Origin of the sequence: Streptomyces sp. TM32, assembly GCF_004122755.1 — a bacterium.
GTDB classification, from domain to species: domain Bacteria; phylum Actinomycetota; class Actinomycetes; order Streptomycetales; family Streptomycetaceae; genus Streptomyces; species Streptomyces sioyaensis.
Genome location: NZ_SDIG01000084.1, coordinates 1 through 26,976, shown reverse-complemented (window position 1 = coordinate 26,976; position 26,976 = coordinate 1). Strand labels below are relative to the sequence as shown.

The 26,976-nt window shown below is 69.1% G+C and carries 21 protein-coding genes; 16 read left to right on the top strand and 5 right to left on the bottom strand.

Annotation, left to right across the window (positions count from 1 at the left end):
• Positions 1-67: 67 nt before the first annotated feature.
• The 5 genes from mycP to EST92_RS19075 all read left to right on the top strand — a co-directional run bounded on the left by mycP (position 68) and on the right by EST92_RS19075 (position 5,527).
• The gene (gene mycP, locus EST92_RS19100) at positions 68-1,324 is read left to right on the top strand and encodes a type VII secretion-associated serine protease mycosin (RefSeq protein WP_129282094.1); all 1,257 of its coding nucleotides are present in this window, start codon (positions 68-70) and stop codon (positions 1,322-1,324) included.
• 2 nt (positions 1,325-1,326) lie between these two features.
• Positions 1,327-1,644 carry a hypothetical protein gene (locus EST92_RS19095; RefSeq protein WP_096212480.1) on the top strand — a complete coding sequence of 106 codons (318 nt, stop codon included), beginning with the start codon at positions 1,327-1,329 and terminating at the stop codon, positions 1,642-1,644.
• Between the two features lie 61 nt (positions 1,645-1,705).
• Positions 1,706-3,325 carry a hypothetical protein gene (locus EST92_RS31175; protein WP_154073981.1) on the top strand — a complete coding sequence of 540 codons (1,620 nt, stop codon included), beginning with the start codon at positions 1,706-1,708 and terminating at the stop codon, positions 3,323-3,325.
• A gap of 97 nt (positions 3,326-3,422) precedes the next feature.
• Positions 3,423-4,781, top strand: coding sequence for a S8 family serine peptidase (locus EST92_RS19080; RefSeq protein WP_174244064.1), 1,359 nt, complete (start codon positions 3,423-3,425; stop codon positions 4,779-4,781).
• 446 nt (positions 4,782-5,227) lie between these two features.
• Positions 5,228-5,527 (top strand): hypothetical protein, encoded by a 300-nt coding sequence (locus EST92_RS19075; protein WP_093489242.1) that lies wholly within the window; start codon positions 5,228-5,230, stop codon positions 5,525-5,527.
• Positions 5,528-5,699: 172 nt separating this feature from the next.
• Here EST92_RS19075 and EST92_RS19070 read toward each other — a convergent pair whose 3' ends face one another.
• The gene (locus EST92_RS19070; protein WP_129282092.1) at positions 5,700-7,946 is read right to left on the bottom strand and encodes an ATP-binding protein; all 2,247 of its coding nucleotides are present in this window, start codon (positions 7,944-7,946) and stop codon (positions 5,700-5,702) included.
• 447 nt (positions 7,947-8,393) lie between these two features.
• Complete coding sequence (locus EST92_RS19065) at positions 8,394-8,801, bottom strand: hypothetical protein (RefSeq protein WP_129250537.1); 408 nt, start codon at positions 8,799-8,801, stop codon at positions 8,394-8,396.
• A gap of 247 nt (positions 8,802-9,048) precedes the next feature.
• On the opposite strand from EST92_RS19065, the gene EST92_RS19060 reads away from it, so the two are divergent.
• Together EST92_RS19060 and EST92_RS19055 are read left to right on the top strand one after the other, a co-directional pair.
• Positions 9,049-9,357: a hypothetical protein gene (locus EST92_RS19060; protein WP_129250536.1), complete on the top strand. Its 309-nt coding sequence runs from the start codon at positions 9,049-9,051 to the stop codon at positions 9,355-9,357.
• The gene (locus EST92_RS19055; protein WP_129282091.1) at positions 9,354-10,094 is read left to right on the top strand and encodes a WXG100 family type VII secretion target; all 741 of its coding nucleotides are present in this window, start codon (positions 9,354-9,356) and stop codon (positions 10,092-10,094) included. Before EST92_RS19060 ends, EST92_RS19055 begins: the two co-directional genes overlap by 4 nt.
• 221 nt (positions 10,095-10,315) lie before the next feature.
• Here EST92_RS19055 and eccCa read toward each other — a convergent pair whose 3' ends face one another.
• Positions 10,316-14,275: a type VII secretion protein EccCa gene (eccCa, locus tag EST92_RS19050; RefSeq protein ID WP_129282090.1), complete on the bottom strand. Its 3,960-nt coding sequence runs from the start codon at positions 14,273-14,275 to the stop codon at positions 10,316-10,318.
• Between the two features lie 257 nt (positions 14,276-14,532).
• Between eccCa and eccD the strand changes: the two genes are divergently transcribed.
• From eccD to EST92_RS19020, 6 genes are all read left to right on the top strand, one after another.
• Positions 14,533-15,996 (top strand): type VII secretion integral membrane protein EccD, encoded by a 1,464-nt coding sequence (gene eccD / locus EST92_RS19045; RefSeq protein WP_129282089.1) that lies wholly within the window; start codon positions 14,533-14,535, stop codon positions 15,994-15,996.
• Between the two features lie 160 nt (positions 15,997-16,156).
• Positions 16,157-16,444 (top strand): 30S ribosomal protein S15, encoded by a 288-nt coding sequence (gene rpsO, locus EST92_RS19040; protein ID WP_006602744.1) that lies wholly within the window; start codon positions 16,157-16,159, stop codon positions 16,442-16,444.
• Positions 16,445-16,738: 294 nt separating this feature from the next.
• Complete coding sequence (locus EST92_RS19035; RefSeq protein WP_129282088.1) at positions 16,739-18,970, top strand: polyribonucleotide nucleotidyltransferase; 2,232 nt, start codon at positions 16,739-16,741, stop codon at positions 18,968-18,970.
• Positions 18,967-20,346, top strand: coding sequence for a pitrilysin family protein (locus EST92_RS19030; RefSeq protein ID WP_129282087.1), 1,380 nt, complete (start codon positions 18,967-18,969; stop codon positions 20,344-20,346). Before EST92_RS19035 ends, EST92_RS19030 begins: the two co-directional genes overlap by 4 nt.
• A gap of 38 nt (positions 20,347-20,384) precedes the next feature.
• Positions 20,385-21,137, top strand: coding sequence for a 4-hydroxy-tetrahydrodipicolinate reductase (dapB, locus tag EST92_RS19025; protein ID WP_129282086.1), 753 nt, complete (start codon positions 20,385-20,387; stop codon positions 21,135-21,137).
• 5 nt (positions 21,138-21,142) lie between these two features.
• Positions 21,143-21,607 carry a hypothetical protein gene (locus tag EST92_RS19020; RefSeq protein ID WP_129250529.1) on the top strand — a complete coding sequence of 155 codons (465 nt, stop codon included), beginning with the start codon at positions 21,143-21,145 and terminating at the stop codon, positions 21,605-21,607.
• Between the two features lie 139 nt (positions 21,608-21,746).
• On the opposite strand, the gene EST92_RS19015 is transcribed toward EST92_RS19020, so the two are convergent.
• On the bottom strand, positions 21,747-22,298 hold the full coding sequence (locus tag EST92_RS19015; protein ID WP_129282085.1) for a PH domain-containing protein: 552 nt from the start codon (positions 22,296-22,298) through the stop codon (positions 21,747-21,749).
• A 100-nt stretch (positions 22,299-22,398) separates the two neighbouring features.
• Positions 22,399-22,635: a hypothetical protein gene (locus EST92_RS19010; RefSeq protein ID WP_129282084.1), complete on the bottom strand. Its 237-nt coding sequence runs from the start codon at positions 22,633-22,635 to the stop codon at positions 22,399-22,401.
• A gap of 232 nt (positions 22,636-22,867) precedes the next feature.
• On the opposite strand from EST92_RS19010, the gene thyX reads away from it, so the two are divergent.
• The 3 genes from thyX to EST92_RS18995 all read left to right on the top strand — a co-directional run bounded on the left by thyX (position 22,868) and on the right by EST92_RS18995 (position 26,521).
• Positions 22,868-23,626, top strand: a complete 759-nt coding sequence (thyX, locus tag EST92_RS19005; RefSeq protein ID WP_129250526.1) for an FAD-dependent thymidylate synthase — start codon at positions 22,868-22,870, stop codon at positions 23,624-23,626.
• Positions 23,627-23,823: 197 nt separating this feature from the next.
• Positions 23,824-24,723, top strand: a complete 900-nt coding sequence (gene dapA, locus EST92_RS19000) for a 4-hydroxy-tetrahydrodipicolinate synthase (RefSeq protein ID WP_129282083.1) — start codon at positions 23,824-23,826, stop codon at positions 24,721-24,723.
• Between the two features lie 112 nt (positions 24,724-24,835).
• Complete coding sequence (locus EST92_RS18995; RefSeq protein ID WP_129282082.1) at positions 24,836-26,521, top strand: ribonuclease J; 1,686 nt, start codon at positions 24,836-24,838, stop codon at positions 26,519-26,521.
• The last annotated feature ends 455 nt before the right edge of the window (positions 26,522-26,976 follow it).

Below are 26,976 nucleotides of genomic sequence, written 5' to 3'. Positions count from 1 at the left end.
TCTCCCTCCCCTCACCCTCTCAGTCCTCGCCCCTCCCCTTCCGCCCTTCATGGAGAGCAGACAACCCGTGGGATCTCGCGCCATTGGTCATCGAGCCGGGCACCGTCGCCGAACGACGGGCGCACTGGTTACGGCGGCGTGCATCGTCGGCCTGTCCAGCGTCACCGCCGCACCGGCCGTCGCGGACGAGAACGTCCCGCTCCACAGCGGTGAGTGCAAGTTCGGCGCCGACTACATCAAAGAGACCCCGTGGTCGCTGCAGCGCATACTCACCAATCAGATGTGGGCGTACGGAAAGGGGAAGGGAATCCGGGTCGGCGTCGTCGACACCGGTATCGACGCGCAGAACCCGCAGATCAAGGACGAGATCGGCAGCGGCGGCATCTCCCTCGTCAAGGGAAAGCCGACCGACGACAAGGTCGGCCACGGCACCAAAGTGGCAGGCATCATCGCCGCCCGCCCCATGAAGGGTTCCGGCTTCTACGGAATCGCCCCCGAGGCGACCGTCATCCCCTTCCAGCAGACCTCGCAGGAAAAGCCCGGCACCGCCGACAGCCTTGCGACGGCCATCAAAAAGGCCGTGGACGAACACGTCGACATCATCAATGTCTCGCAGGGAACCGCCGCCGATCCGCGCCTTCTGCCCACCCTTGAGCGAGCGGTCAAGTACGCCGATATGCACGACGTTCTCATTGTCGCCTCGGCCGGCAACGGCGGTGCCGACGGCGGCGAGAAGGACATGTGGCCCGCGGCCTACTCGGAGAAATACCCCAACGTCCTCGCAGTGGCCGCCTCGGACCGGAACAACGAGCGGGCACCCTTCTCCCAGTCCGGAAAGTTCGTCCAGATCGCCGCGCCGGGCGTCGACATGGTCTCCACCGTCCCCGACGGCGGAAACTGCGTCGACCAGGGAACCAGCTTCGCCGCCCCCTACGTCGCGGGAGCCGCGGCCCTGCTCAAGGCGAAGCACGACAAGTGGACTCCACAGCAGCTCATTTGGCACCTCGAAAAGACCGCTGAGCGCGTGCGCCCGAACCGGAACGACTTCATCGGCTGGGGCGTCGTCGATCCGGTGGCGGCCCTCAACGACGACACGGTGCCCACCGGAGAACCCAAGCCGGACAAGTCCTCCAATGTGGCTGACGGCTCCAACATCCATCCGGTCGCCGTCGCCCTCGGCGAAAGCTCCGAGGAGCGACGCGCCCGCTATTCCATCTACATCGTCGGCGGCGGACTTCTCGCCGTCGGCACGGTAGTTGGCTCCGCCATCGCACTCCGCGACTGGCGTCGAAAGACTGGTTTGCGAACACACGGGGAGGCCTAACCATGGCTCATGGGCAGTACGGGGTTGATCTGGATGCCTTGGACCAGGTCATCAAAGAGCTCAACCATGTCCTCAAGGAGATGGGCGACTCGAAGAGCACGGCCACGAACAGCACCTACCTTCCGAAGGGCTCCTTGGGCGAGGGATTCAAGGAAGAGGCCGAACTCTATGGCGCCCACGCGAAGATGAAGGGCGAGATCGAAAAGATGATGCACATGGTCGAGGGCCTCGTCGACACTTTCGGGAAGAAGTCGCACAAGGTCAGGGGCGCGTACCAGGACGCGGAAGCGGATAACTCCATCTCCATGTCCGGTCAGTGACGTCAGCCGGCAGATCGCAATGACAGACAGGCATGTTCGATGACGGAGTGGGGGACAGCAGATGGCTTCGAAGGACACTGAGTTCAAGCCGGCGAAGGTGCAGGTGCCGGAGCCACCTAAGAAGGCTGCCAAGGGGTCGGGGGAGGCTCAAGAAGTCGGCCACGACGTCATCGCGAGTCGTCCTCAGTTCACTGAGAAGGGACTCAACGACCTCAAGCAGATGGTGGCGGGGGCCAACCCGACAGAGGTTGGTAACGTCGCCAAGGGCTGGCGGGACGTCCGAGTCGCACTGGTCGGCGAAGGCTGGGACGGCGGCATCAAGAAGCACTTCGATGATGCAGTGCAAAAGGTCCTGCAGACCTGGCACGGCTCTTCTGCCGATCAGTTTGCCGCCTCGGCGCAAAAGATCAGCGAAAACTTCGCGAATCTTGCCCTGTATCCACACAACACCGGCGAGGTTCTGCGACAGATCGGCGACAACCTCAAGGACGTCCAGAAGTTCGTCGACGAGGTCAAGGAGCCGAGTGGGTGGGAGAGCAAGGAAGACTGGCTCGCCGATAAAGCCAGTTCCGGCGTCGGTAAGGGTGCAGCGATCGGGAACACCCTCATGCCGGGTGGCGGCGGTGCCCTGGTCGGCGGCCTTGTCGGTGGGATGGTCGGCGGCGATGGTCGGGACGACTCGCAGCTGAAGGTAGACCTCCAGAACCCGAACATGAGCATCTGGGATGCCATGAACAAGAACCGCACCAGCTTGTCGCTGGGCAAGGAGCGTCAGCTGCAGGCTGCTCACTACATGGAGCAGTTGGGGACGACGTACCGAGCGGGGGTGAAGGCCATGGGAACTGTCCCCCCGTATGACGACGGCAGCGTCAAGCGGCCAGAACACGACGGTGATGGTGGCGGAGGTATTCCGGGCATTGGTGCGTTCGGCCCGATGCCATCCACGCCGAAAACAGGCGCACCGATGGGGAAGACGCCGGGGATGAAGGGCGGCGGTTACACGACGCCGCAGCCGATGGAACCGCCCCGCCCACATGGCATCGATGGTGGGGTCGGCAGCGTCCCGAAGGCTCCTGCACCTCACATCGGGACCGGACTTGACGGTCTCCAGGGAGGAACCGGTCCGGGCCTTGGAGGCGCCGGTGGTGGCGGCGTCGGCGGCGGCGTGGGTAGTGGCGGTTTGGGCGGCGGCTCCGGAAGCGTCGGCGCGGGCTCTGGTCCGGGCGTCGGCGGCTCCGGCGCGCCGGGGATGGTCGGGGGTATCGGCGGTGCCGGTGGAGCTCGTGCGGGTGGCGCGGGCGCTGGAGCGGGTGCACGGGGCGGCCGCGCCGGCATGCCGGGCATGGGCGGAGCCGCCGGCGGCGCAAAGGGCGCTGGCGCAAAGGGCGCCGGCGGTAAGGGCAGTGCGTTGGCACGCCAGAAGGGTGGCGTCGTCGGCGGGAAGGGCGGCAAGCTCGGAGCCGGGGGGCAAGGAGGATCTGGGTTGCACCGCAGCCGTGGCGGCACGCAGCAGGGTGCTTCTGGCGGTCGCCGCCCGGCAGGTATGGCTGGCGCGCATGGTGCTCACGGGGCAAAGGGTAAGGACAAGGGCGGAGAGAACGGCCAGCGTCCGGACTACCTGGTAGAAGAAGAGGAGACTTGGACGCCTGAGCGCAACGTGGCGCCCAAGGTCATCGAGTAGGGACCTGTCAGTCCAGATAAGGTGCTCGGCGGAATCGAGGTGGGGCCCGCAGTCCTCGGGCTGCGGGCCCCACTGTCGCTACGGAGAGGTGTACGGCATGAGCTTCACGCGGACGCTGCGTGCGGTGGGCGGCGCGGTGGTGGCGGGAGCACTGCTCTTCGGCGCCGCCCCTACCGCCTTGGCTGATCAGAACAGGGATGATCAGTGGCCACTCAAGGCGTTCGACGCCGCGAGTATCTGGAAGGAGTCGACGGGTAAGGACGTCACTGTCGCGGTGATTGATGATCCCGTTAACGGCAACCATCCCGACCTGAAGGGCAACGTCCTCCCGGGAAAGAGCTTCATTGATGGTGGGCGCGGAGATCGCAAGGGGCCAGGGGATCACGGAACTGGCATGGCATCGCTCATCGCTGGGCATGGGCACGGTGCCGGAAATGCCGACGGTGTGATGGGTCTTGCGCCGGATGCAAAGATCCTTCCTGTGGGGAGGCCGCAGGTTGGAGCCGGGTCTGAGAATTCGGGGCCGGGCGACTGGATCAGGTACGCAGTCGATCACGATGCGTCCGTCATCAACATGTCGATCGGCCCCGCGTTTCTCACCGACTCTGACCGGAGTGCGCTGGCCTACGCGGCACAGAAGGACGTCCTGGTCGTAGTGGCCTCCGGAAACTCTGGAGAGACCAAACTGGGAGAATTGGCTGCTAGCCCCGGGGTTGTGACCGTGGGTTCAGTGGACAAGGCCGGAAAGATGTGGTCGAAGTCCAACTCGGGCAGTCAATTGATGCTCACCGCTCCCGGTGTAGAAATCACGTCTGCTTCTGCTACTCCGGGACAATACCGACTGGCGGACGGTACGTCCGACTCCACGGCCTACGTCTCGGCCGCTGCGGCGCTCCTGCGTTCGAAGTTCCCTGATCTCTCAGCAGGTCAGATCGCCAACCGGCTCGTGAAGTCCGCCGGCCTGCCGCCGGGTAAGAAGGACCTTGAGCTTCCCGACCCCCACTATGGGTATGGCTTCATTCAGCCGTTGAAGGCGCTGACTGCCGACATCCCCGCCGGCTCCAAGAACGGTCCGCTCAAGACGCCGAAGGCGGATTCGTCCGCGGGCGTGGGCGGTGCGAGCGCAGGTAGTGGCGGTCAGCAGGCGAGTGGCGAGAAGAGCGAGGGCCTTGGCATGGGTGCCATCGTGGGTATTGCGGTCGGTGTCCTCGTTGTTGTCGCGGTCATCGTCATTGTCGTTGTCCGGCAGAAGAAGAATGGCCGCAATGGACCGCCCAATGGTGGTCCCGGTGGCTTTGGTGGCCCTGGGTTCGCGCCCCAGCAGCCCGGCCCCTACCAGCAGCCGGGGCCTTACCAGCAGCCTGGCCCGTACCAGCAGCCCGGTCCCTACCAGCAACAGCCGAGTGCTCCTGGATCGATTCCCCCGGCGCCGCCCACCCAGCCGCCGGGCCGGTAGTGAGCCCTTGAGAGCTCGCGCTGCACAGAAGATGAGCGCGTGATGCGACCCTTTCAGCCACAGTGGCCCTGAGATCGTCATCCGGTCCAAGGCGGCGGAGGTTACGCATCTGTGCGACATGGGAATGAAATGACTTGGGGCCCGCAGTTTTCCGCTGCGGGCCCCAAGCTGTTATGCGGGGGGACTTGGCACGAGCCCTATGCGAATGAAGCGTGCGGTGGGCGGCGCGGTGGTGGCGGGAGCAGTGCTCTTCGGCGCCGCCCCTGTCGCCTTGGCGGATCAGATCAGAGACGACCAGTGGCCGTTGAAGTCATTTGATTGCTGAAAGCGTGGACGGTGTGCATGCTGCTCGTCGGTGAGCGGGCGGGACTGGTGGGTGGCTGGAGGCGACGTGTGCAGGGGAGTGGCGGGTGCTGGCGATCAGCGGTCCCGTAGCATTTCCGCTCATGGACATGCCCGGCAATGAAGAGCCCCTGCCCGACAGTCGTGTGGGGCTGACGCCACGTCAGGCGAGGCGGATACGCATCGTCCTGGCCTCGGTGCTGATGGTGGCGATGGCGGTGGTGCTCGTGGTGCGCCTGGCGTCGCGTACGTCGGTGCTGGTGGTCGGGGTGTACGGGGCCGCGCTGGTGCTCTGCGGCGTGGTGATCGAGCTCAGCCGGCACGGGCGTACCCGGCTCGGTACCTGGTTGCTGGGTCTCGGCCTCGCGGCTGCACTGGCAGCGGACTGGCTGCTGTTGCCCTGAGGGGGAGGACCGTTCCACGGGGGCCGTTCCGCAGCGCCCGGTTCCGTATGAGCCGCTGCCGCGGACGCCCTCCAGTCAGAGCTTGCCGACCACCTCGCGCGGAGGCCCTGATGGCCCTCCGCGTTGAGTCAGCGGGCGGCGGTGGCCTGCGCCCGCGCCTGCGCCCGGGTGATTACGAGTGGTGTCCTCCGCGGCCGTCAGGCGATGCGGAGTCGGCGGTGCCGGTGCGTTGGGCCGGCACGGTGGGAGTGCCGGGTGCGGCGAGGACCTGCCGGGCGGTGACGCCGCGTTCGGTGGCGACGACGAGCACGCCGTCCGGGGAGAGGGCGGCGTCGGTGATCGGGGTGTCCGAGATCAGCGTGGCCACTTCCTTCCGGTTCGCGCGCGCCCAGACGCGCAGTGAGTCGGGGCCGTGGCTGAACCCGAACGGGGCCGCCGCCCGGGCCTCTTCGGAGGGGCGCCGCACCTGTGCCGGATCGGCATCGACGTACCCGGGGCGCAGCAGGTCGTGGACGAGCAGCGCCCCCGTGGCCGTACCTTCGGAGGTATCGCCGTCCGGGGCGGGGACCGTACGGGAGCCAGGGGTTCCCTCGGGAACGATGAAGGTGGCGACGGGGCGGGAGGTGGAGGCGGCGGATGCAGGCCCGGGGGCGATGTCGCCGAGGGCCTTCGTGCCGGGGGCCGCAGTGGCCGTCGTGCCGTCCGGAGCCGTCGTGCCGTCCGGAGCCGTCGTGCCGTCCGGGGCCGCGGCCGCCGGTGCGCCGTCCGCCGGCCGGAGGGCACCGGTTGTCACCGCGCGGACGCCGGCCAGCGGCACGCTCCACAGTGTGCGCCAGGGCAGGGGGAAGCCGAGCCGGTGCAGCGCCTCCGCATACGGAGCCAGCCCGTCCTCGACGAACGCGGACTCCAGGAACGCGGCCCGCAGGCCCGCCGGTGCCTGGGAGCGGGTGAGCAGCGGAGCGGTGCGCAGGTACGTCCGGGCCGGTGCGCCCAGCCGGTCGAGTGGTACGGCCTCGATGGCGGCTCGCATCGCCACCGGGTCGGCGTGCGCGAACAGGCCCGGGTCGGTGAGGAGTTGGGGGAGCAGTCCGGCGTCGAGGGTGTGCGCGGCGAGGTGGTCGCGGATGTAGGGGTCGGCCCGGGACCAGTCCTGCTGGGGCACCGCGTCCAGCAGCGCCATGGCGATCCTGGTCTGGGCGCCCTGGACGTCCGGCAGGCCGGCGCGGATCTCCTCGGCGATGCCCGGGTGCAGCAGACGCAGCAGCGTACGGCCACGGCCACCGTCGGTTCCGTCCCCGACCGTCACCCCGTCCGTCACCCTGCCCGTCGTCCCGTCGGCCGCCTGGGCCCTCGCTGCGGTCTCCGTCGCCTGGTCCTGCTCCGCGCCTTCGGCCGGCTGGAGGAACGGCGCGGCCAGCCGCATGCCCTCGGCGAGGTCGCGGCTCATGTCCCGTCCGGCGACGGCGTCGGCCAGCGCGCCCCACAGCTGGACGGGCAGCCCCGCGCCCTCGGCGAACGCGAGCGGCGCCAGGATCAGCCGCAGGGTCTGCGGGTCGGCCCCCAGCCGGCGGGCATGCAGGTCCAGTGCCTCGCCGACGCTGCCGGGCAGCGTCGCCGGGTCCGCCGGGTCGACGCCCTGGGGTTGCATGACCAGCGACTGCACGGCGAGCTGGAGGGTCAGCCGGTTGCCGTCCGCGCGCTCGGCCAGGGCCTCGGCGAGCGCCCGGCGGGCCGACGGATCGGCGCAGAAGGGGAGTTCCGGCGGCCCGAGGGTGAGCGCGGCCTCGGCGTGCCGCACCAGCCCGTCGGGGTCGGCCCACTCGGGGTCGTCGAGATCGATGATCCGCACCTGGCTGGACGGCAGCGCCGCCGCCAGCTCCGCGGCCAGCCCACGCGGCACCTCGGCCAGCAACTGCACCGTGGTGGTGGCGGCGAGTGGCTTGAGCACGTCCCGCACGACGCGGGCCGGCTCGTCCGCGGCGCGCACCGGTCCGGCCCGGTCGACATCCGGCACCACAATCGTCACCGGCTCTTCACGGGCGGCGAGTTCGGTGCAGATGTCTTCGCCACGGGCCGTACCCAGCTCGAAGTGGTCGGCGAGGAGCCCCCGCAGCTGCGCCGCGGTGCGTCCCTGGGCGCTCGGCACGGCGGGCGCCGGCAGGTCCGGCGGCACCGTCGTCGGGTCCATGGCATCCAGCGGCAGCTGCTTGCGGAAGCGGGGGTCGCACAGCATCAGGAAGCCGGTGAGCAGACGCGAGCGCCCGCTGCCCGGGCTTCCGGTGAGCACGATGACGCGCGGTGCGCCCGGCCACCGCATACGCCACGCGGCGAGCGCACTGAGAACGGAAGTACGGCCGCCGATGTACGGATGCGGTGCATATCCGTTCGCCCCGGCGATTCCTTCGTCTGAGGCGCTCATGTCTCCCTCGTCCCCCATCGATGCCGACTCCACCTTTGTGGATTCCTGCTGTGCCGGCTCGATCTTATGTTCCGGGCCGCATGCTCAAGACCGCACGGGGTCCGCCGTTCCGGAACGGGAACATGCTTGCCGCACGGAGGGGTGAGTGAGTGAGCGTGTGTCAGGCGGTGTCGAAGCACGGTCACGGAGATCCGGTGTGGAGAAATCGGGATCACCTTGTGGGGGAAGAAAGCAGATCCGTCCGGTGATTTCGGTGGCCGATCTGCTTTCGGCCGCATCCGCGGTATCCGTCGTATCCGCCGTATCCCGAAGTATCCGCAGTATCCGCCGTACCGGCGCATCGGCACTGCGTGTGCCGTGCACCGATTCCCGGGAAAGAAAAAGACGACGGTCCGGCCGGGCGTGCTGCCCGGCCGGCCGTTGCGCACTGTCCGCGCGGTGGTCCGGTCAGCCCCGGTGCCCGCCGCCGCGGCCGCCGCGGCGGGGAGCGGTCACGATGTTGCCCGTCGGGCCGTCGCGCTCCGCGCGTTCGGCGTCCTCCTTGGCCTCCTGCTCCTTCTGCCACGCGGCGAACTTCTCGCGCGAGGCCTCGCGTTCGGCCATGGTCTGGTTCTCCGCGGCGCGCCGGATCTCGTTCATCCGGTCGCCCAGCGCGTCCATGTACCCCGGCGTCTCGATGGCGTCCTTCATGCCGATCCGGCCGGAGAGCACTTCTTGGGCCATCTCCTGGAGCTTGCCGCCGACGTTGGGGTTCTCCGCCAGGACCTTCAGCGCCTTGCGCAGCCGGTGCGCCTGCTCCGGATCCTGGGCGACGTCCATCAGGTCCTCGTCCTGGATCTGTCGCTCATTGCTCATCTCTGCCCCCTTGAACGTGATGGCACAGCAACCGCGTGTGCGGCACCGGCGTCCTGAGTCTAATGACGGGTGATGACGGGTGTGAACTGGCCGCCAGGGCAGGTGTTGTCGGTATTGCCGCATATTGCTCCGTATGCATTCCGCTCTTTGCCGGTGCCCCGCTTCGAGAAGGCTTCCCTCCTATTGCGGGTGTGCTAGACCTGGGGCGATGTTGGCAGGCAGCTGTCATTCAATTCGGGGAGAAAAGATGTCCGACGAAGTCCGGCTCAGTACGGGGGAGTTGCACACACTGGGTGCCGCCTTCGAGGTACGTGCGGAAGAACTGAGCCGGCAGCTGGCCGCATTCAGACGGCGGGCCGATGCCGAGGCGCTGCGGGACGGCTTCGGCAGCGACGAGGCGGCCCGGCCGTACCGTGAGCTGTACGAGCAGGCCGAGCACGCCCTCGTCCAGCTGCAGCAGCGGCTCGCCGAGGTCGGCGGAGGGATCAAGGAGACCGTTGCCCATGTGCAGGCGGCCGAGGAAGAGCTGGACGAGATGATCCGGAGCGTCAAGTGAGCGAGCGGCGCAACCCCGAGGCCCTGCACGAAGCGGCGGCGGGCTGGCGGGAGATGGGCAATCACCTCGACGGCCTCGTCCGCGACCTGGACCGGAAGGTCGGCACCGCGGCCGCGGCCAACTGGCAGGGCCCGGCCGGCGAGGCGTTCGCCGCGGAGTGGCACCGCCTCAAGCGGTCCGTCGACGAGTCGCTGCCGGCCTTCGAACTGGCCGCCGCCGACCTGGAGACCGCTGCCGCCGCGTCCTCCGACGACAAGGACGGCACGGCCGGCGGGGACGGCACGGGCCACGGCGCACCCCCGGTGGACCATGCCGCCGGCGCGCAGTCCTCGTCCGGCAACGAGACCGCCTACGGCTTCATGGCGCTCGGCCAGCTGGCCAACGGCCTCGGCGGCGCCTTCGGCAAACGCGGCGGGGGCGGCGGCCGGCGCCAGGTCCCGGCCGCGGGGCATGCGTGGGACACCTCCACCGCACCGCTCGGGCCCGACCCGTTCGGCCCGGCTCGGGACGGCGAGGCGAAGACGCGCGGCGGCGAGGGCCTTGCCAAGGGCGTGCGGAGCCGGCCGGCCGGTGCCGAACCGGCCCCGGGCGGCGAGCGGTCCCCGAAGGCCGGCGCGGCGGAGAAGAACGGGACGGCCGCAGCCCCCACGGGTGCCGCCAAGGACCGCTCCGCCTCCGCCGCCGAGCCCCCCGGCCCGGCCGGCCCCGACGTCACCCAGCACGGCGCCTTCGGCTGACCACCGGCCACCGACACCAGCTCGAACCCACCGGTCCGTACGCACCCGCCACCGGCACCGGCCCGTACGCACCAGACACCGACACCGGCCGTACGGCACCGGCCACAGGACACCAGTCCGCCCGTACCCACACAGGCCAGTACGTACCTCCCCCACCCACAAACGGCGGTGGGGCGCCCCTCCCAGGAGGGACGCCCCACCGCCGTCGTGCGGTGCCGCGGTCAGCCGCTGTTGGGCGGCAGCCAGCCCGTCTGGACCAGCTGTGCACCGCGCTTGCGCGTGATGAACATGGCCCGGCCGGGCGTCAGGTTCTGGCCCTTGATGTTGCCCATCAGGGGACCCTCGGCCGGATCGGCCGAGAGGATCAGACCCTGCGCACCCAGCTCCTTGGTGCGCTGCATCACCGGCTCGAAGGACGACCGTCCGGCGCCCGAGGAGCTGCGCGCGATGATCAGGCGCAGGCCCAGGTCACGGGCGAACGGCAGGTACTCCAGCAGCGGCTGCAGCGGGTTGCCGCTGCTGGTCGCCACCAGGTCGTAGTCGTCCACGATCACGAACGCGTCCGGCAGGTCGTACCAGCTGCGGTTGCGCAGCTGCTCCGGCGTCACGTCCGGCCCGGGCATCCGGCGGCCCAGCGAACCGGCCAGACCGGTGATGACCTCCTGCAACTGCGGTCCAGCGGCGCAGTACTTGTACATGTGGCTCTCGGGGATCTCCCCGAGCAGCGCACGGCGGTAGTCGGAGACCACCATCAGCGCCTTGTCGGACGGGTACCGCTCGGCGATCTGCTTGGCCAGCAGACGCAGCACCGACGACTTGCCGGACTCGCTCTCGCCATAGATGACCAGCAGCGGGTCGGTCTCGAAGTCGACGAACGCCGGCGAGAGCGTGGTCTCGTCGACACCGATCGCGATGCCGTGGTCGGGGTAGTCGTTGCCCTTGGGCAGCTCGTTGACGTGCAGCATCGTCGGCAGCATCCGCACCGCGGGGGCGGGCTCGCCCTGCCAGTGCTCCTTGACCGTCGCCACCAGGTTCGCGATGCCGTCGCTGAGCGTCTCCGGGTCGCTCATCCCGTCCAGTCGCGGCAGCGCTCCCAGGAAGTCGAGCTTCTCGGGGGACATCCCGCGACCGGGCTTGCCCATGGGGACGTTCTCCGCGCGCTTGCGGTCGAACTCCGACTCCATCGGGTCACCCAGGCGCAGCTCGACACGGTTGAGGAGCTGGTCGCGCAGCGCGGGGCGCACCTCGGTGTAGCGCGCACCGGCGATGATCAGGTGGACACCGAAGCCGAGACCGCGGGCGGCGATGTCCAGGATCACCGGGTCCATCTGCTCGTAGTCGGTCTTGAACGTCCCCCAGCCGTCGATGACCAGGAAGACGTCGCCCCACTTCTGGTCGGGGTAGGCGCCCGAGGCCCGCCGCTGGCGGTAGGTCCCGATCGAGTCGATGTTGTTGGCCCGGAAGAACTCCTCACGCTCGTTGAGGATGCCGACGACCTCGGAGACCGTACGGCGCACCTTCTCCGCGTCCAGACGCGAGGCCACGCCGCCGACGTGCGGCAGGCCCTCCATGGTCAGCATGCCGCCGCCACCGAAGTCGAGGCAGTAGAACTGCACCTCGGCCGGGGTGTGGGTGAGCGCGAACGAGGCGATGGCGGCCCGGATCAGCGTGGACTTACCGGACTGCGGACCACCCACGACCAGACCGTGACCGGCACCGGCGGAGAAGTCCAGGTACATCACGTCACGCCGCTGCTCGAACGGCTTGTCCACCAGCGCGACCGGCACCACGAGCTTGCCGAGCGCGGTGTACTCCGCCGCGTGCACGCCCCGTTCGGGGGTGACCGCGAGCGCCGGCAGCAGCTGGTTGACGGTGGGCGCCTCCTCCAGCGGGGGCAGCCACACCTGGTGCGCCGGCGGGCCCTGGCCCTGCATCCGCTGGACCATGACGTCCAGCACGGTGTCGGCCAGCGCGTCGTCGATCTCCGGCTCGGCCGCCTCGACGGCGATCGGCTCCTCGATGATCTGCTCGACGACCGGGGCCGCGGTGAACGGCACCGGCAGCCGGTTCGTGCGGCCGCCGCGGCCGCCGCCACCGCCGGCGCCCGGGCCGCGGTAGGTACCGGAGACGTACGCGGCCTTGAACTGGACCATCGTCTCGGTGTCGTACTTCAGGATGCCGGAACCGGGGACGTTCGGCAGGTGGTAGGCGTCCGGCACACCGATCGCGGTCCGCGACTCGGCCGCGGAGAACGTCCGCAGACCCAGCCGGTAGGACAGGAAGGTGTCCAGACCCCGCAGCTTGCCCTCTTCCAGCCGCTGCGAGGCGAGCAGCATGTGCACACCCATCGACCGGCCGATCCGGCCGATCTGGATGAACATCTCGATGAAGTCGGGCTTGGCGGCGAGCAGTTCGGAGAACTCGTCGATGATCATCACCAGCGAGGGCAGCGGGTCCAGCGGGGCACCCGCGGCACGCGCCTTCTCGTAGTCGGTGATGTTGGCGTAGTTGCCGGCGGAGCGCAGCAGCTCCTGGCGGCGCTGGAGTTCACCGGTGATCGAGTCGCGCATCCGGTCGATCAGGGTGACGTCCTCACCGAGGTTGGTGATGACCGCCGCGACGTGCGGCATCTCCGACATACCGGTGAAGGTGGCGCCACCCTTGAAGTCCGCGAGGATGAAGTTGAGGGTCTCCGAGGAGTGGGTGACCGCCAGGGCGAGCACCAGGGTGCGCAGCACCTCGGACTTACCGGAACCGGTCGCACCGACACACAGACCGTGCGGGCCCATGCCCTGCTGCGAGGCTTCCTTGATGTCCAGCATGACCGGCTGGCCGTCGCGGTCGACACCGAGCGGGACGCGCAGCCGCTCGGCCAGCGTCCGGGGCCGCCACGTACGCGACACGTCCAGGGCACCGGCGTCGCCGATGTTGAGGAGGTCGGTGAAGTCCATGGACGACAGCAGCGGATCCTCGCCGTCGGCGCCCGCGCCCGCCCGCAGCGGGGCCAGCTGGCGCGCCAGCGCCTCCGCCTCGGGGATCGACAGGACGTCGCAGACACCGTGGTAGACCGCACCGCCCGCCGACTCCAGCACCAGCTTGCCCGGCCACACCTGGACGGCCAGACCGCCGCGGATCTCGTCCAGATCGCCCGGCACGACCTCCAGGATGGTGACGCCCTGGAGGCCCTCGGCCCCGGCGATCACCGAGTCCATCGGCACGTCGCCGCCGTCCAGCACGATCACCACGTGCGGGGTGTCGGTCACCGGAGTGCCCTGCGGGTTGAACCGCCCGCGGCCCTCCAGCTCGTCCGCCAGCAGCTCCTCGATCTCACCGAGGTCCCCGACGACCAGCCGGCGCGACCCCGCGCCGTCGCTGGTCTTGTCCTGCACCTGCGGCAGCCACTTCGTCCACTCCCACTCCGCCTGCGCACCGGGCGCGGCGACGACCGCCACCACCAGGTCCTCGGGCGAGTGCAGGGTGCACAGCTGGGCGAGGATGGCGCGCGAGGTGCCGTAGACCGTGTCCGGGTCGCCGGAGACGGTCAGGTGGTAGAAGGCGCGCAACGAGACCGCCAGCGGCAGGCTGTCCAACTGTCCGTGCTTGTCGAGGAATTCCTTCATCGCATGCGCGGTCAGCGGCTCCAGCTCGTCGACCGGAGCGGTCTCGGGTGCCCGCAGGGGGGTGGCCAACTGCTGTGGCCCCAGGCCAAGCCGGACCTGTCCGAAGTCCGGGTCGGTCGACCGGCGCTCCCATACCCGTTTGCCCTCGGCCACGATGGACCACAGCTGGCTCGGATCGGGGTGGGTGAAGAGCTGCGCGTCCCGCTGCTTTCGCGCGGTGCGCCGTACCTCTTTTCGCTTCTGCGTCAGGTACTTGAGGTAATCCTGGCGCTCTTGAAGCATTTGCCCGGAAGGCCCTTGGCGAGCCTTGACGATCTGCACGATCGCCATTGCCAGGGTGGACGCCACCATAAAGCCGCCCATGATTTTCATGAACGGCTGGTTGCCCATGAACAAGAATCCCGCCGAAGACGCCATACCCATCATGGGCATAAGGGTCATCAGCATGTTTTCTGATTCGCCCTCTCGCGGAAGCTCCGGAGGCGCCTCAAGTGTCACCTCCTCGGAGGGAACTTCAGGTGGCAGCGCGCGGGGCGGGCGCTTGACGATGACAACGCTCACCGAGGCATCAGTCCTTCATGCATCTCGCAGTCTCGGACCGCCCCCGTTGGATTCGACGGTCCCCCCGAGCCAAGTGCTTGGCCCGAACCAGGCGTTGATCCTACTGTTAACCGTCAAGTCGCGGGGTGGGTGGGGCCGTCGCCGAATTGGACGGTACGCTGACGCCTCGCGAGCGTGCCCACAGCCCCGAATGACGGCTTTCTCTCTATAGGGCGCGCGACGCGACAAAACGCCCAACGGATAGGGGGAACCGCCAGGTGAGCACGAGCACTGGCACCGGTTTTTGCCGGGTCACAGTCGCCGCGCCGGATGCACGGATCGATGTGGCTCTGCCGGAGGATGTCGCACTCGTCGACATCTATCCGGAGATCCTGCGGCTCTCCGGGCAGTCCCAGGCCGAAGGCGCACCGACCGGCTATCACCTCGTACGCCGCGACGGCACGGTGCTCGACGCCGGCCAGTCGCTCGCCCAGCAGCAAATCCTCGACGGCGACCTCCTTTTGCTGAAGCCGTTCGCCGAGTCGCTGCCGCTGCCGGTCTTCGACGACGTCTCCGACGCCGTCGCCTCCGCGGTCAAGCGCAACCGCAGCCGCTGGAGCGACGACCTCATGCACGTCGTCGGCCTCTCCGCCGGTGTCCTGCTGCTCGTCATGATGGCGTTCGCCCTGTGGTTCTCGAACCCCCTGAACCGCGACATGCACCGCCTGCCCGGCATCATCGCCGGCGTCGTCGGCATCGTCCTGGTCGCGCTGGCCGGCGTCCGCGCCCGCGTCTACGACGACCACGGCTCCTCCATCGCGCTGGGCCTGGCCTCCCTGCCGCACCTGCTGCTCGCCGGCTCGGGCATCTTCCCCGTCGAACAGGGCGGGGGACCCGGCCGGCTGCACCTCCTCGTCGGCTGCGTGGTCGTCCTGATCGCGTCCGTCCTGCTGGTGGTCCTGCTGCCGCGCGGTGACGCACCCTTCGTCGCCGCCGCGTTCCTGGCCGCCATCGGCACTCTCGCCGTCTTCGCCGCGATCCTCACCGACGCCGCGCCCCGCGAGGTCGCCGCCGTCACCGCCGTCGTCTCGATCGCCATGGTCGCCTGGCTGCCCGGTCTCTCCGCCCGCTTCGCCCGGCTGCCCATCGGCTACAAGTCGCCCGACCAGATCGCCAAGGGCTCCTACGACAACGGCGGCGAGACCGAGTCCGTCGACTTCGTCAAGATCGCCAACCAGGCCAAGCGCGGCCACGAACTGCTGCTCGGCCTCGTCGCCGGCTGCGCCGCCCTGGTCGTCGGCTCCGCCGGTGTCGTCCTCGGCTTCTCCGACAACATGTGGGCTCAGCTGCTGGCGCTGGCCGCGGGCATCACGATCATGCTCCGCGCCCGGCTCTTCGACTACACCGCGCAGGTCGCCTGCCTGACCATCGCCGGCATCCTGACGATCGTCCTGCTCATCCTGGGCATCGCGCTGAACCCGCCGTCGGACATCTTCGTCGACCTGCTCCGCTTCCAGGACTCCGGCCCGCTGAACATCCGTACCGTCTGGTTCTCCAGCAGCATCGCGGCGGGCGCCGCCCTGCTCGTCGGCGTCGGCCTGGTCGTCCCGCGCAAGGGTGTCACTCCCTTCTGGGGCCGGATCTTCGACCTCTTCGACGGTCTGGTCCTGCTCTCCCTGGTGCCGCTGTGCCTGGCGGTCCTGGAGGTCTACGGCAAGGTGCGCGGCCTGACCGGCAGCTAGCCGGCCGGCCCCGCCCGCCCCGGATCCGCGGCCCCCCGACCACCCGGTCGGGGGGCCGTTTTCCAGCTGGTACGCTGTGCGACGGTCCGGATGAGTCATCCAAGATTCCCTGTGAAGCAAACCAGGGGCGCTCACGGACCGGAACCCAGAGGAGTACCGCGTGTCGCTCGACGCCGCTACGAAGAAGCAGATCATGGCCGAGTTCGCCACCAAGGAGGGTGACACCGGCTCCCCCGAGGTCCAGGTCGCGATGCTCTCCCGCCGCATCTCGGACCTGACCGAGCACCTCAAGACCCACAAGCACGACCACCACTCCCGCCGTGGTCTGCTGCTGCTCGTCGGCCAGCGCCGCCGCCTGCTGCAGTACCTGGCGAAGAAGGACATCACGCGCTTCCGTGCGCTGGTCGAGCGCCTGGGCATCCGCCGCGGCGCGGCGGGCGCCAAGTAGGACGCCGTAGAGGGAGCGGTTCCCGCCGGGGGCCGCTCCCTTTGCCATAGGCACCGGATGCCCACGCCACCTCATGGTGGACGGAAGCTTTGTAGTCTGGTGCCATATCGCAAAACTGAACGCGGTAGGAGCGCCTCCTGGCCGCCGGTCCTCGGTAGTGGCCCCCGGACGATCCACGGACGCCCTGCGTCCCTCGCTCCGGGTGCTTCGATCGAAGACCGGCCCGTACCGGCGCTCCACCGAAGACGGTCCGCCGCCATACGGGCAGCGGACGCAGACGAGGAGATATTCCTGGTGGAGAACGAGACCCACTACGCCGAAGCCGTGATCGACAACGGTTCCTTCGGCACCCGCACCATCCGCTTCGAGACGGGCCGCCTGGCCAAGCAGGCCGCCGGTTCCGCCGTGGCGTACCTGGACGACGACACCATGGTGCTGTCGGCCACCTCCGCTTCCAAGACCCCGAAGGACCAGCTGGACTTCTTCCCGCTGACCGTCGACGTCGAGGAGCGGATGTACGCAGCCGGGAAGATCCCCGGTTCCTTCTTCCGCCGTGAGGGCCGCCCCTCCGAGGACGCGGTCCTCACCTGCCGCCTGATCGACCGCCCGCTGCGCCCTTCCTTCAAGAAGGGCCTGCGCAACGAGATCCAGATCGTCGAGACGATCATGGCGCTCAACCCCGACCACCTCTACGACGTGGTCGCGATCAACGCCGCCTCCTGCTCCACGCAGCTGGCCGGCCTGCCCTTCTCCGGCCCGGTCGGCGGCACCCGTGTCGCCCTGATCAACGGCCAGTGGGTGGCGTTCCCGACCCACACCGAGCTCGAGGACGCCGTCTTCGACATGGTCGTGGCCGGCCGCGTCCTCCCGGACGGCGACGTCGCGATCATGATGGTCGAGGCCGAGGCCACCGAGAAGACCATCCAGCTGGTCAAGGACGGCGCCGAGGCCCCGACCGAAGAGGTCGTCGCCGCCGGTCTGGAAGCCGCCAAGCCCTTCATCAAGGTCCTGTGCAAGGCCCAGTCGGATCTCGCCGCCAAGGCCGCCAAGCCCGTCGGCGAGTTCCCGATCTTCCTGGACTACCAGGACGACGTCCTCGAGGCGCTGACCAAGGCCGTCAAGGACGAGCTCAGCCAGGCGCTGACCATCGCCGGCAAGCTGGAGCGCGAGGCCGAGCTGGACCGCGTCAAGGGTCTGGCCGCCGAGAAGCTCCTGCCGGAGTTCGAGGGCCGCGAGAAGGAGATCTCCGCCGCGTACCGCTCGCTGACCAAGACCCTGGTCCGGGAGCGCGTCATCAAGGAGAAGAAGCGCATCGACGGCCGCGGCGTCACGGACATCCGTACGCTCGCCGCCGAGGTCGAGGCGATCCCGCGGGTGCACGGCTCCGCCCTGTTCGAGCGTGGCGAGACCCAGATCCTGGGCGTCACCACCCTCAACATGCTCCGCATGGAGCAGCAGCTGGACACCCTTTCCCCGGTGACCCGCAAGCGCTACATGCACAACTACAACTTCCCGCCGTACTCCGTCGGTGAGACCGGCCGCGTGGGTGCCCCCAAGCGCCGCGAGATCGGCCACGGCGCGCTCGCCGAGCGCGCCATCGTGCCGGTACTGCCGACCCGCGAGGAGTTCCCCTACGCGATCCGCCAGGTCTCCGAGGCGCTGGGCTCCAACGGCTCGACGTCCATGGGCTCGGTCTGCGCCTCGACCATGTCGCTGCTGAACGCCGGTGTGCCCCTCAAGGCCCCGGTCGCCGGTATCGCCATGGGCCTGATCTCCCAGGAGATCGACGGACAGACCCACTACGTCGCGCTCACCGACATCCTCGGTGCGGAGGACGCCTTCGGCGACATGGACTTCAAGGTCGCCGGCACCAAGCAGTTCGTGACCGCGCTGCAGCTCGACACCAAGCTCGACGGCATCCCCGCCTCGGTCCTGGCCGCCGCGCTGAAGCAGGCCCGGGACGCGCGTCTGCACATCCTGGACGTCATGAACGAGGCCATCGACGTCCCGGACGAGATGTCCCCGAACGCCCCGCGGATCATCACCGTCAAGATCCCGGTGGACAAGATCGGTGAGGTCATCGGCCCCAAGGGCAAGATGATCAACCAGATCCAGGAGGACACCGGCGCCGACATCACGATCGAGGACGACGGCACCATCTACATCGGTGCCGCCGACGGCCCGGCCGCCGAGGCCGCCCGCGCCACGATCAACGGCATCGCCAACCCGACCATGCCGGAGGTCGGCGAGCGCTACCTGGGCACGGTCGTCAAGACCACCACCTTCGGTGCGTTCGTCTCCCTGCTCCCGGGCAAGGACGGCCTGCTGCACATCTCGCAGATCCGCAAGCTCGCCGGTGGCAAGCGCGTGGAGAACGTCGAGGACGTGCTCGCGGTGGGCGCCAAGGTCCAGGTCGAGATCGCCGAGATCGACCAGCGCGGCAAGCTCTCCCTGATCCCCGTGATCGAGGAAGAGGACACCGACAAGGGTGCGAAGGACGACACGAAGGACGACACCGACAAGTGACGTCTCGTACGCACGCGACGACGGCCCGCACCTCTTCGGAGGGGCGGGCCGTCGCCCGTACCCAAACGCTTCTCAAGGGCACCGCGGGCGCCGGCACGGTCCGCCGGACCACCCTCCCCGGCGGCCTGCGCGTCGTCACCGAGACGCTGCCGTCGGTCCGCTCCGTCACCTTCGGGATCTGGGCGCACGTCGGCTCCCGTGACGAGACCCCCGCCCTCAACGGCGCCACGCACTATCTGGAGCATCTGCTCTTCAAGGGCACCGAGCGGCGCAGCGCGCTGGACATCTCCGCCGCCATCGACGCGGTCGGCGGCGAGATGAACGCCTTCACCGCGAAGGAGTACACCTGCTACTACGCGCGGGTGCTGGACACCGATCTGCCGCTCGCGATCGACGTGGTGTGCGACATGCTCACCGGCTCGCTGGTCGAGGCCGAGGACGTGGACGCCGAGCGCGGGGTCATCCTCGAAGAGATCGCGATGACCGAGGACGACCCGGGCGACTGCGTGCACGACCTGTTCGCGCACACCATGCTCGGCGACACCCCGCTCGGCCGCCCGGTACTGGGCACCGTCGACACCGTCAATGCCCTGACCCCCGAGCGCATCCGCCGCTTCTACAAGAAGCACTACGACCCCACGCACCTCGTCGTCACGGCCGCCGGCAATGTCGACCACGCCAAGGTCGTCCGCCAGGTCCGCCGCGCGTTCGAGCAGGCCGGGGCCCTGGGCCGGACGGATGCCGTCCCCGTCGCGCCGCGCTCCGGCACCCGCGCCCTCCGCAGCACCGGCCGCGTCGACCTGCTCAACCGCAAGACCGAGCAGGCCCATGTGGTCCTCGGAATGCCCGGCATGGCGCGCACCGACGACCGGCGCTGGGCGATGGGCGTGCTGAACACCGCCCTGGGCGGCGGGATGAGCTCCCGCCTCTTCCAGGAGGTCCGCGAGAAGCGCGGACTGGCCTACAGCGTGTACTCCTACACCTCCGGCTTCGCCGACTGCGGGCTGTTCGGCGTCTACGCCGGCTGCCGCCCCAACCAGGTGCACGACGTCCTCAAGATCTGCCGCGACGAACTCGACCAGGTGGCGTCCCAGGGCCTCACCGACGACGAGATCCGCCGCGCGATCGGCCAGCTGCGCGGATCCACGGTCCTCGGCCTGGAGGACACGGGTGCGCTGATGCACCGCCTCGGCAAGAGTGAGCTGTGCTGGGGAGAGCAGATGTCGGTCGACGAGATGCTCGCCCGGATAGCGGCCGTCACCCCGGACGAGGTGCGCGAGGTGGCCCGCGATGTACTGGGCGCACGGCCTTCGCTGTCCGTCATCGGCGCCCTGAAGGACCGGCAGGCGGCCCGGCTGGACGACGTCGTCGCGTAGGCCCCGCTGCGATACCACCAAGAGAGAGACGGGAAACGATGAGCAAGCTGCGCGTGGCCGTACTGGGAGCTCAGGGGCGCATCGGCGCCGAGGCCGTACGGGCCGTCGAGGCCGCCGAGGACATGGAGCTGGTCGCCGGGCTCGGCCGGGGGGACAAGCTGGAGCGGCTGGTCGAGGCCGGTGCCCAGGTCGTGGTCGAGCTGACCAACCCCGGCGCGGTCATGGGCAACCTCGACTTCTGTGTGCGCCACGGCATCCATGCGGTGGTCGGGACCACCGGGTGGACCGACGAGCGCCTCGCGCAGCTGCGCACCTCGCTGGCCGCCGCCCCGTCGGCGGGCGTGCTGATCGCCCCGAACTTCTCCATCGGCGCGGTGCTGACCATGCGGTTCGCCCAGCAGGCGGCCCGCTTCTTCGAGTCGGCCGAGGTCGTCGAGCTGCACCACCCGAAGAAGGCGGACGCCCCCTCCGGCACCGCGGCCCGCACCGCCCAGCTGATCGCCGCGGCACGGCAGGAGGCCGGCTGCGCCCCGCAGCCGGACGCCACCAGCACCGCGCTGGACGGCGCCCGCGGCGCGGACGTGGAAGGCATCCCGGTGCACTCCGTACGGCTGCGTGGTCTGCTGGCGCACCAGGAGGTGCTGTTCGGCGGCGAGGGCGAGACCCTCACCATCCGCCACGACTCCCTGCACCACAGCAGCTTCATGCCGGGCATCCTGCTCGGCGTGCGCCGGGTGGTGAACACCCCGGGCCTGACCGTCGGCCTGGAAAACTTCCTCGACCTGGGCTGACCGGCATGGGCGGAAAGATCACGTACTTCTTCCTCGCCACCGTGCTGGTGCTCGTCTTCGGCGTGGTGGCGCTGGAGGGCGTACTCCTCCTGCTGACCGGCGAGCCGGCGGCCATGGGCATGGGGGCGGTGGCCTTCGCGCTGCCGTGCATCGGTGCCTGGTTCCTCTGGCACAACACCCGCTTCGCCCGCGATGCCCACCGGCTGGCGCATGCGCTGGAGGCCGAGGGCGGGCTGCCGGCCGACGAGCTGAAGCGGACCCCCGGGGGCCGGATCGACCGGGACGCAGCCGACGCGGTCTTCGCCCGGCGGCAGGCCGAGACGGAGGAGGCGCCGGGCGACTGGCGTACGTGGTTCCGGCTCGCGGTCGCGTACCACGACGCCCGGGACACCCCGCGCGCCCGCAAGGCGATGCAGCGGGCGATCGCCCTGCACGACGGGGACGGGAAGGCCGTGCGCACCGCCACCTGAGACCCATCGGGCCGGTCATGGGCGGGAGCGACGCCGGGCCGGTGGGGTCCGGGCGGCGACCGCCCGGGGCCCCTGGCCGGGGTGGTACCCGGTACCCGGCATCCGGTACCGCCGGCACCCCGGGCCTCAGGCGCGGGACTCAGCCGCGGTGCTCCGCCGCCCACGCCTCCAGCACATCCGCGGCCCGCTCGAAGGCCTCCGGGCGGGACAGGAAATCCCCGTTGTGGTCGGTGATCAGCGCCCGCAGCGGGGCACCTTGGGTGCGCTCGACGATCAGCGCCTGGCCCTGCACCGTCCGGGGCAGCCCCAGCCAGCGCACCGGCTGCTGGCGGGTACGCACCGAGGCGACGGCGCTCCACGGCTCGGTCGCCGTCCGCAGGAGGTTCACCTGCCGCAGACCGTGTGCGCTGACCCAGATACCGACCCGCAGCAGCCGGAGCGCAAAGGCGATCATCAGCGCCCCCACCAGGACACAGACCGCGGCTCCGGGGAGCGAGCCGGCCATCGCGATGATCATCGCGGAGAGCAGTACGAACGACGCGAGCAGCAAAAACACCGCCGCCGTCCCCACCCGCCACGGTCCGGGGCGGTAGGGACGGCGCCAGTGGTCGGGCTCGTCATGCGGCAGCGCGGCGTACTCCGCGGCACGGGTGTCGAGCTCGCGGTCGGCCGTCAGAAAGGGCAGGGGCACGGCTGAACCTCACTCATGGGCACGCTGACGGAAGCTGTGACCGGTGAGGCTATCGGGACCGGCGGAGCGGAACCACTTGCGGCACACTCCGCCGGCCCGATCAGCGATGCGCCTCGGACTGATGCACCCGGCTCGACGTGGAACTGTCCTGCTGCAGTGCGGGAACGCCGAACAGCAGGGCGCCGGCCAGGCCGCCCACGACTATCAGCGCGGTGAGAGACTGGCCGAGCAGCTGCGCACGGGAGGCGCGCTGACGCGGCGGGGGAGTGACATTGCTGCGGAACCGGTCTGCCTCGGCAACAAAGGCGAACGGGACGGGCTCTCGCCGGCGGAACATGAGCGGGCTCTCCTAGGAACCTCGAAGTGGGCACTGTCACAGGGTTAGACGTCTGTGCGGTCCGATTGGTGCCCGTTTCCAGGGACTTCTGTGAAAAATATCAACTGCCGCTCCGAGCGCTGCTATAGAGCGTCCCTTTTGCGGCTAACGCGGCATCATGCGGCATTTTCTGGGCTGTCGGTGGCGGGCCGTACTCTGGTCGCGCACGAGGATCGATTGGAAGGAACCGCCGGTGTCCCAGACCCCCGCCGAGAGCACTGAGAGCCCCGACAGTGCAGCCGTCAGCTTCCGGAGCGAGGTGACGGTCGAGCTGGTCAAGCACAGCGCCGCGGACAGCGACGTGCTGTGGGCGGCCCGCGTCTCCACGGCCGGCGAGCAGTCCCTGGAGGAGCTCCACAAGGACCCCGAGCGCTCCAAAGGCTTGATCAACTACCTCATGCGGGACCGGCACGGCAGCCCGTTCGAGCACAACTCCATGACGTTCTTCATCAGCGCCCCGATCTTCGTCTTCCGCGAGTTCATGCGCCACCGCGTCGGCTGGTCGTACAACGAGGAGTCCGGCCGCTACCGGCAGCTGGAGCCGGTCTTCTACGTCCCCGGTCAGTCCCGCAAGCTCGTCCAGCAGGGCCGCCCCGGCAAGTACGAATTCGTCGAGGGCACCCCGGCGCAGCACGACCTGACCGGCCGCGTCATGGAGGACTCCTACCGCCGGGCGTACGACGCGTACCAGGAGATGCTGGCCGCCGGCGTCGCCCGCGAGGTCGCCCGCGCGGTCCTCCCCGTCGGCCTCTTCTCCTCCATGTACGCGACCTGCAACGCACGCTCCCTGATGCACTTCCTCGGCCTGCGGACCCAGCACGAGCAGGCGAAGGTGCCCTCCTTCCCGCAGCGGGAGATCGAAATGGTCGGCGAGCAGATGGAGGCCCACTGGGCCACGCTCATGCCGCTCACGTACGGCGCATTCAATGCGAACGGCCGGATCGCTCCGTAAGGCCCAGGCCGGAGGCCGGATGCCGGGGCCCACAGGACAGCGGGGCAAGGTGTCCGGATTGCGGCATTTTGTGAAGTTCATCTACGCTGAACAGACGGACCCGGCACTGCTTGAACCCCCGAGCAGGCAGTGCCGGTGTCCACATCCCTGCTCCCCAGAGGCGCATCCTGTGGGGAGCTACGAGTAGCGTGGGACCCATGGCTCCGACTTCCACACCGCAGACCCCCTTCGGGCGGGTGCTGACCGCCATGGTCACGCCTTTCACGGCGGATGGCGCTCTCGATCTCGACGGCGCACAGCGACTGGCTGCCCACCTGGTGGACGCCGGTAACGACGGCCTCGTCGTCAACGGCACCACCGGAGAGTCCCCGACCACCCGCGATGCGGAGAAAGCCCAGCTGGTCCGCGCGGTGGTCGATGCGGTCGGCGATCGCGCCTTTGTCGTCGCCGGAGCCGGCACCAACGACACCCGCCACAGCCTGGAGCTGGCCCGCGCCGCGCAGGACGCCGGAGCCCACGGCCTGCTCGCGGTGACGCCCTACTACAGCAAGCCCCCGCAGGAGGGCCTGCTGAGGCACTTCACCGCCATCGCGGACGCCACGGACCTGCCGGTCATGCTCTACGACATCCCCGGCCGCAGCGGTGTCCCGATCAACACCGAGACCATGGTCCGGCTCGCCGAGCACCCCCGGATCGTCGCCAACAAGGACGCCAAGGGCGACCTCGGCCGCGCCAGCTGGGCCATCGCCCGCTCCGGCCTCGCCTGGTACAGCGGCGACGACATGCTCAACCTCCCGCTGCTCTCGGTCGGCGCCGTCGGCTTCGTCTCCGTGGTCGGCCATGTCGTCACCCCCGAGCTGCGTGCCCTCCTGGACGCCCACCTCACCGGTGACGTCACCAAGGCCACCGAGATCCACCAGAAGCTGCTGCCCGTCTTCACCGGCATGTTCCGCACCCAGGGCGTGATCACCACCAAGGCGGCGCTGGGCCTGCAGGGCCTGCCCGGCGGCCCGCTGCGCCTGCCGCTCGTGGAGCTCTCCCCCGAGGAGACCGAGCAGCTCACGCGCGATCTCGCCGCCGGCGGGGTACAGCTCTGACACAGACTTCACAACTGAATACGGACCAACAACCGCCTTATAGCAAGTGCACGAATGTCATGCGCGCCACGTGCCTCGACGGCAGCGTGGCGCGTGTGGTGAGGAGAGTCTTTTGAGTCATCCGCATCCTGAGCTCGGCGCCCCGCCCAAGCTTCCCAAGGGCGGCCTGCGCGTCACCCCCCTCGGCGGCCTCGGCGAGATCGGCCGCAACATGACGGTCTTCGAATACGGCGGCCGGCTGCTGATCGTCGACTGCGGAGTGCTCTTCCCCGAGGAGGAGCAGCCCGGAATCGACCTGATCCTGCCGGACTTCACGTCCATCAGGGACCGCCTCGACGACATCGACGGCATCGTGCTCACGCACGGCCACGAGGACCACATCGGTGGTGTCCCCTACCTCCTGCGGGAGAAGCCGGACATCCCCCTGATCGGCTCGAAGCTGACCCTCGCCCTGATCGAGGCCAAGCTTCAGGAGCACCGCATCCGCCCCTACACCCTTGAGGTGAAGGAAGGACACACCGAGCGGATCGGCTCCTTCGACTGCGAATTCGTCGCGGTCAACCACTCCATCCCCGACGCCCTGGCCGTCGCGATCCGCACCCCCGCGGGCATGGTCGTGCACACCGGCGACTTCAAGATGGACCAGCTGCCGCTGGACCGCCGCCTGACCGACCTCCCCGCCTTCGCGCGGCTCGGCGAGGAGGGCATCGACCTGCTCCTCTCCGACTCCACGAACGCCGAGGTCCCGGGCTTCGTCCCGCCCGAGCGGGACATCTCCAATGTGCTGCGCACGGTCTTCGCGAACGCCCAGAAGCGCATCATCGTCGCCAGCTTCGCCAGCCATGTGCACCGCATCCAGCAGATCCTCGACGCGGCACACGAGTACGGCCGCCGGGTCGCCTTCGTCGGCCGCTCGATGGTCCGCAACATGGGCATCGCCCGGGAACTCGGCTACCTGAAGGTCCCCGCCGGCCTGGTCGTCGACGTCAAGACCCTCGACGACCTCCCCGACGACGAGGTCGTGCTGGTCTGCACGGGTTCCCAGGGCGAGCCGATGGCCGCCCTCTCCCGGATGGCCAACCGCGACCACCAGATCCGGATCGTCCAGGGCGACACCGTGATCCTGGCGTCCTCCCTCATCCCCGGCAACGAGAACGCGGTCTACCGCGTGATCAACGGCCTCACCAGGTGGGGTGCTGACGTGGTCCACAAGGGCAACGCCAAGGTCCACGTCTCGGGCCATGCCTCGGCCGGCGAGCTGCTGTACTTCTACAACATCTGCAAGCCGAAGAACCTCATGCCGGTGCACGGCGAATGGCGCCATCTACGCGCCAACGCCGAGCTCGGTGCGCTGACCGGCGTACCGAAGGACCGGATCGTCATCGCCGAGGACGGCGTCGTGGTCGACCTGGTCGACGGCGTCGCCAAGATCACCGGCAAGGTCCAGGCGGGCTATGTCTACGTCGACGGCCTCTCGGTCGGCGATGTCACCGAAACCCATCTGAAGGACCGCCGCATCCTCGGCGACGAGGGCATCATCTCGGTCTTCGTGGTGGTCGACAGCAGCACCGGCAAGATCGTCGGTGGCCCGCATCTGCAGGCCCGCGGTTCGGGCATCGACGACGCGACCTTCGCGGCCGTGATCCCCAAGATCGACGACGCCTTGGCGAAGGCGGCCCAGGACGGCATCGCGGAGCCCCATCAGCTCCAGCAGCTGGTCCGCCGCTCGGTCGGCAAGTGGGTATCGGACAACTACCGCCGCCGCCCGATGATCCTCCCCGTGGTCGTCGAGGTCTGACGGGCAGGTTCGTACAAACGTGCCCAAGTGGGAGCGGGGCGCCTGGATTTGCATCCAGGCGCCCCGCTCCAGTACGTTTACGGCTCCACCTGAACGGGAAGCGCCGCACGCCTCTGCGTACGGAGCACCGCAACGCCGGGTGGAATTCCGGCCCAGAGCAATCTGATAAAGTCGGATCAGCCGAAAGGCAAACCCCCTCCGACGGGAAATCGGACCGAATTCGAACCGGAAACGGTACGAAAATGATTCTGGTAGAGTCGGAAACGCGAAGAAGCCGAAAGGCGGAAACGCACCGGCGAAATCGGGCCCGCAAGGATCTGATAGAGTCGGAAACGCAAGACCGAAGGGAAGCGCCCGGAGCTCCTGGTGAAACAGGAACAAAGGAAGCGTCCGTTCCTTGAGAACTCAACAGCGTGCCAAAAGTCAACGCCAGATATGTTGATACCCCGTCCACC

Bases quoted from the DNA above. Each gene is read 5' to 3' on its own strand.
- EST92_RS19095 (WP_096212480.1), top strand. From the start codon at position 1,327: ATGGCTCATGGGCAGTACGGGGTTGATCTGGATGCCTTGGACCAGGTC.
- EST92_RS31175 (WP_154073981.1), top strand. From the start codon at position 1,706: ATGGCTTCGAAGGACACTGAGTTCAAGCCGGCGAAGGTGCAGGTGCCG.
- EST92_RS19080 (WP_174244064.1), top strand. From the start codon at position 3,423: ATGAGCTTCACGCGGACGCTGCGTGCGGTGGGCGGCGCGGTGGTGGCG.
- EST92_RS19075 (WP_093489242.1), top strand. From the start codon at position 5,228: ATGGACATGCCCGGCAATGAAGAGCCCCTGCCCGACAGTCGTGTGGGG.
- EST92_RS19070 (WP_129282092.1), bottom strand. From the start codon at position 7,946: ATGAGCGCCTCAGACGAAGGAATCGCCGGGGCGAACGGATATGCACCG.
- EST92_RS19065 (WP_129250537.1), bottom strand. From the start codon at position 8,801: ATGAGCAATGAGCGACAGATCCAGGACGAGGACCTGATGGACGTCGCC.
- EST92_RS19060 (WP_129250536.1), top strand. From the start codon at position 9,049: ATGTCCGACGAAGTCCGGCTCAGTACGGGGGAGTTGCACACACTGGGT.
- dapB (WP_129282086.1), top strand. From the start codon at position 20,385: ATGAGCAAGCTGCGCGTGGCCGTACTGGGAGCTCAGGGGCGCATCGGC.
- EST92_RS19020 (WP_129250529.1), top strand. From the start codon at position 21,143: ATGGGCGGAAAGATCACGTACTTCTTCCTCGCCACCGTGCTGGTGCTC.
- EST92_RS19010 (WP_129282084.1), bottom strand. From the start codon at position 22,635: ATGTTCCGCCGGCGAGAGCCCGTCCCGTTCGCCTTTGTTGCCGAGGCA.
- dapA (WP_129282083.1), top strand. From the start codon at position 23,824: ATGGCTCCGACTTCCACACCGCAGACCCCCTTCGGGCGGGTGCTGACC.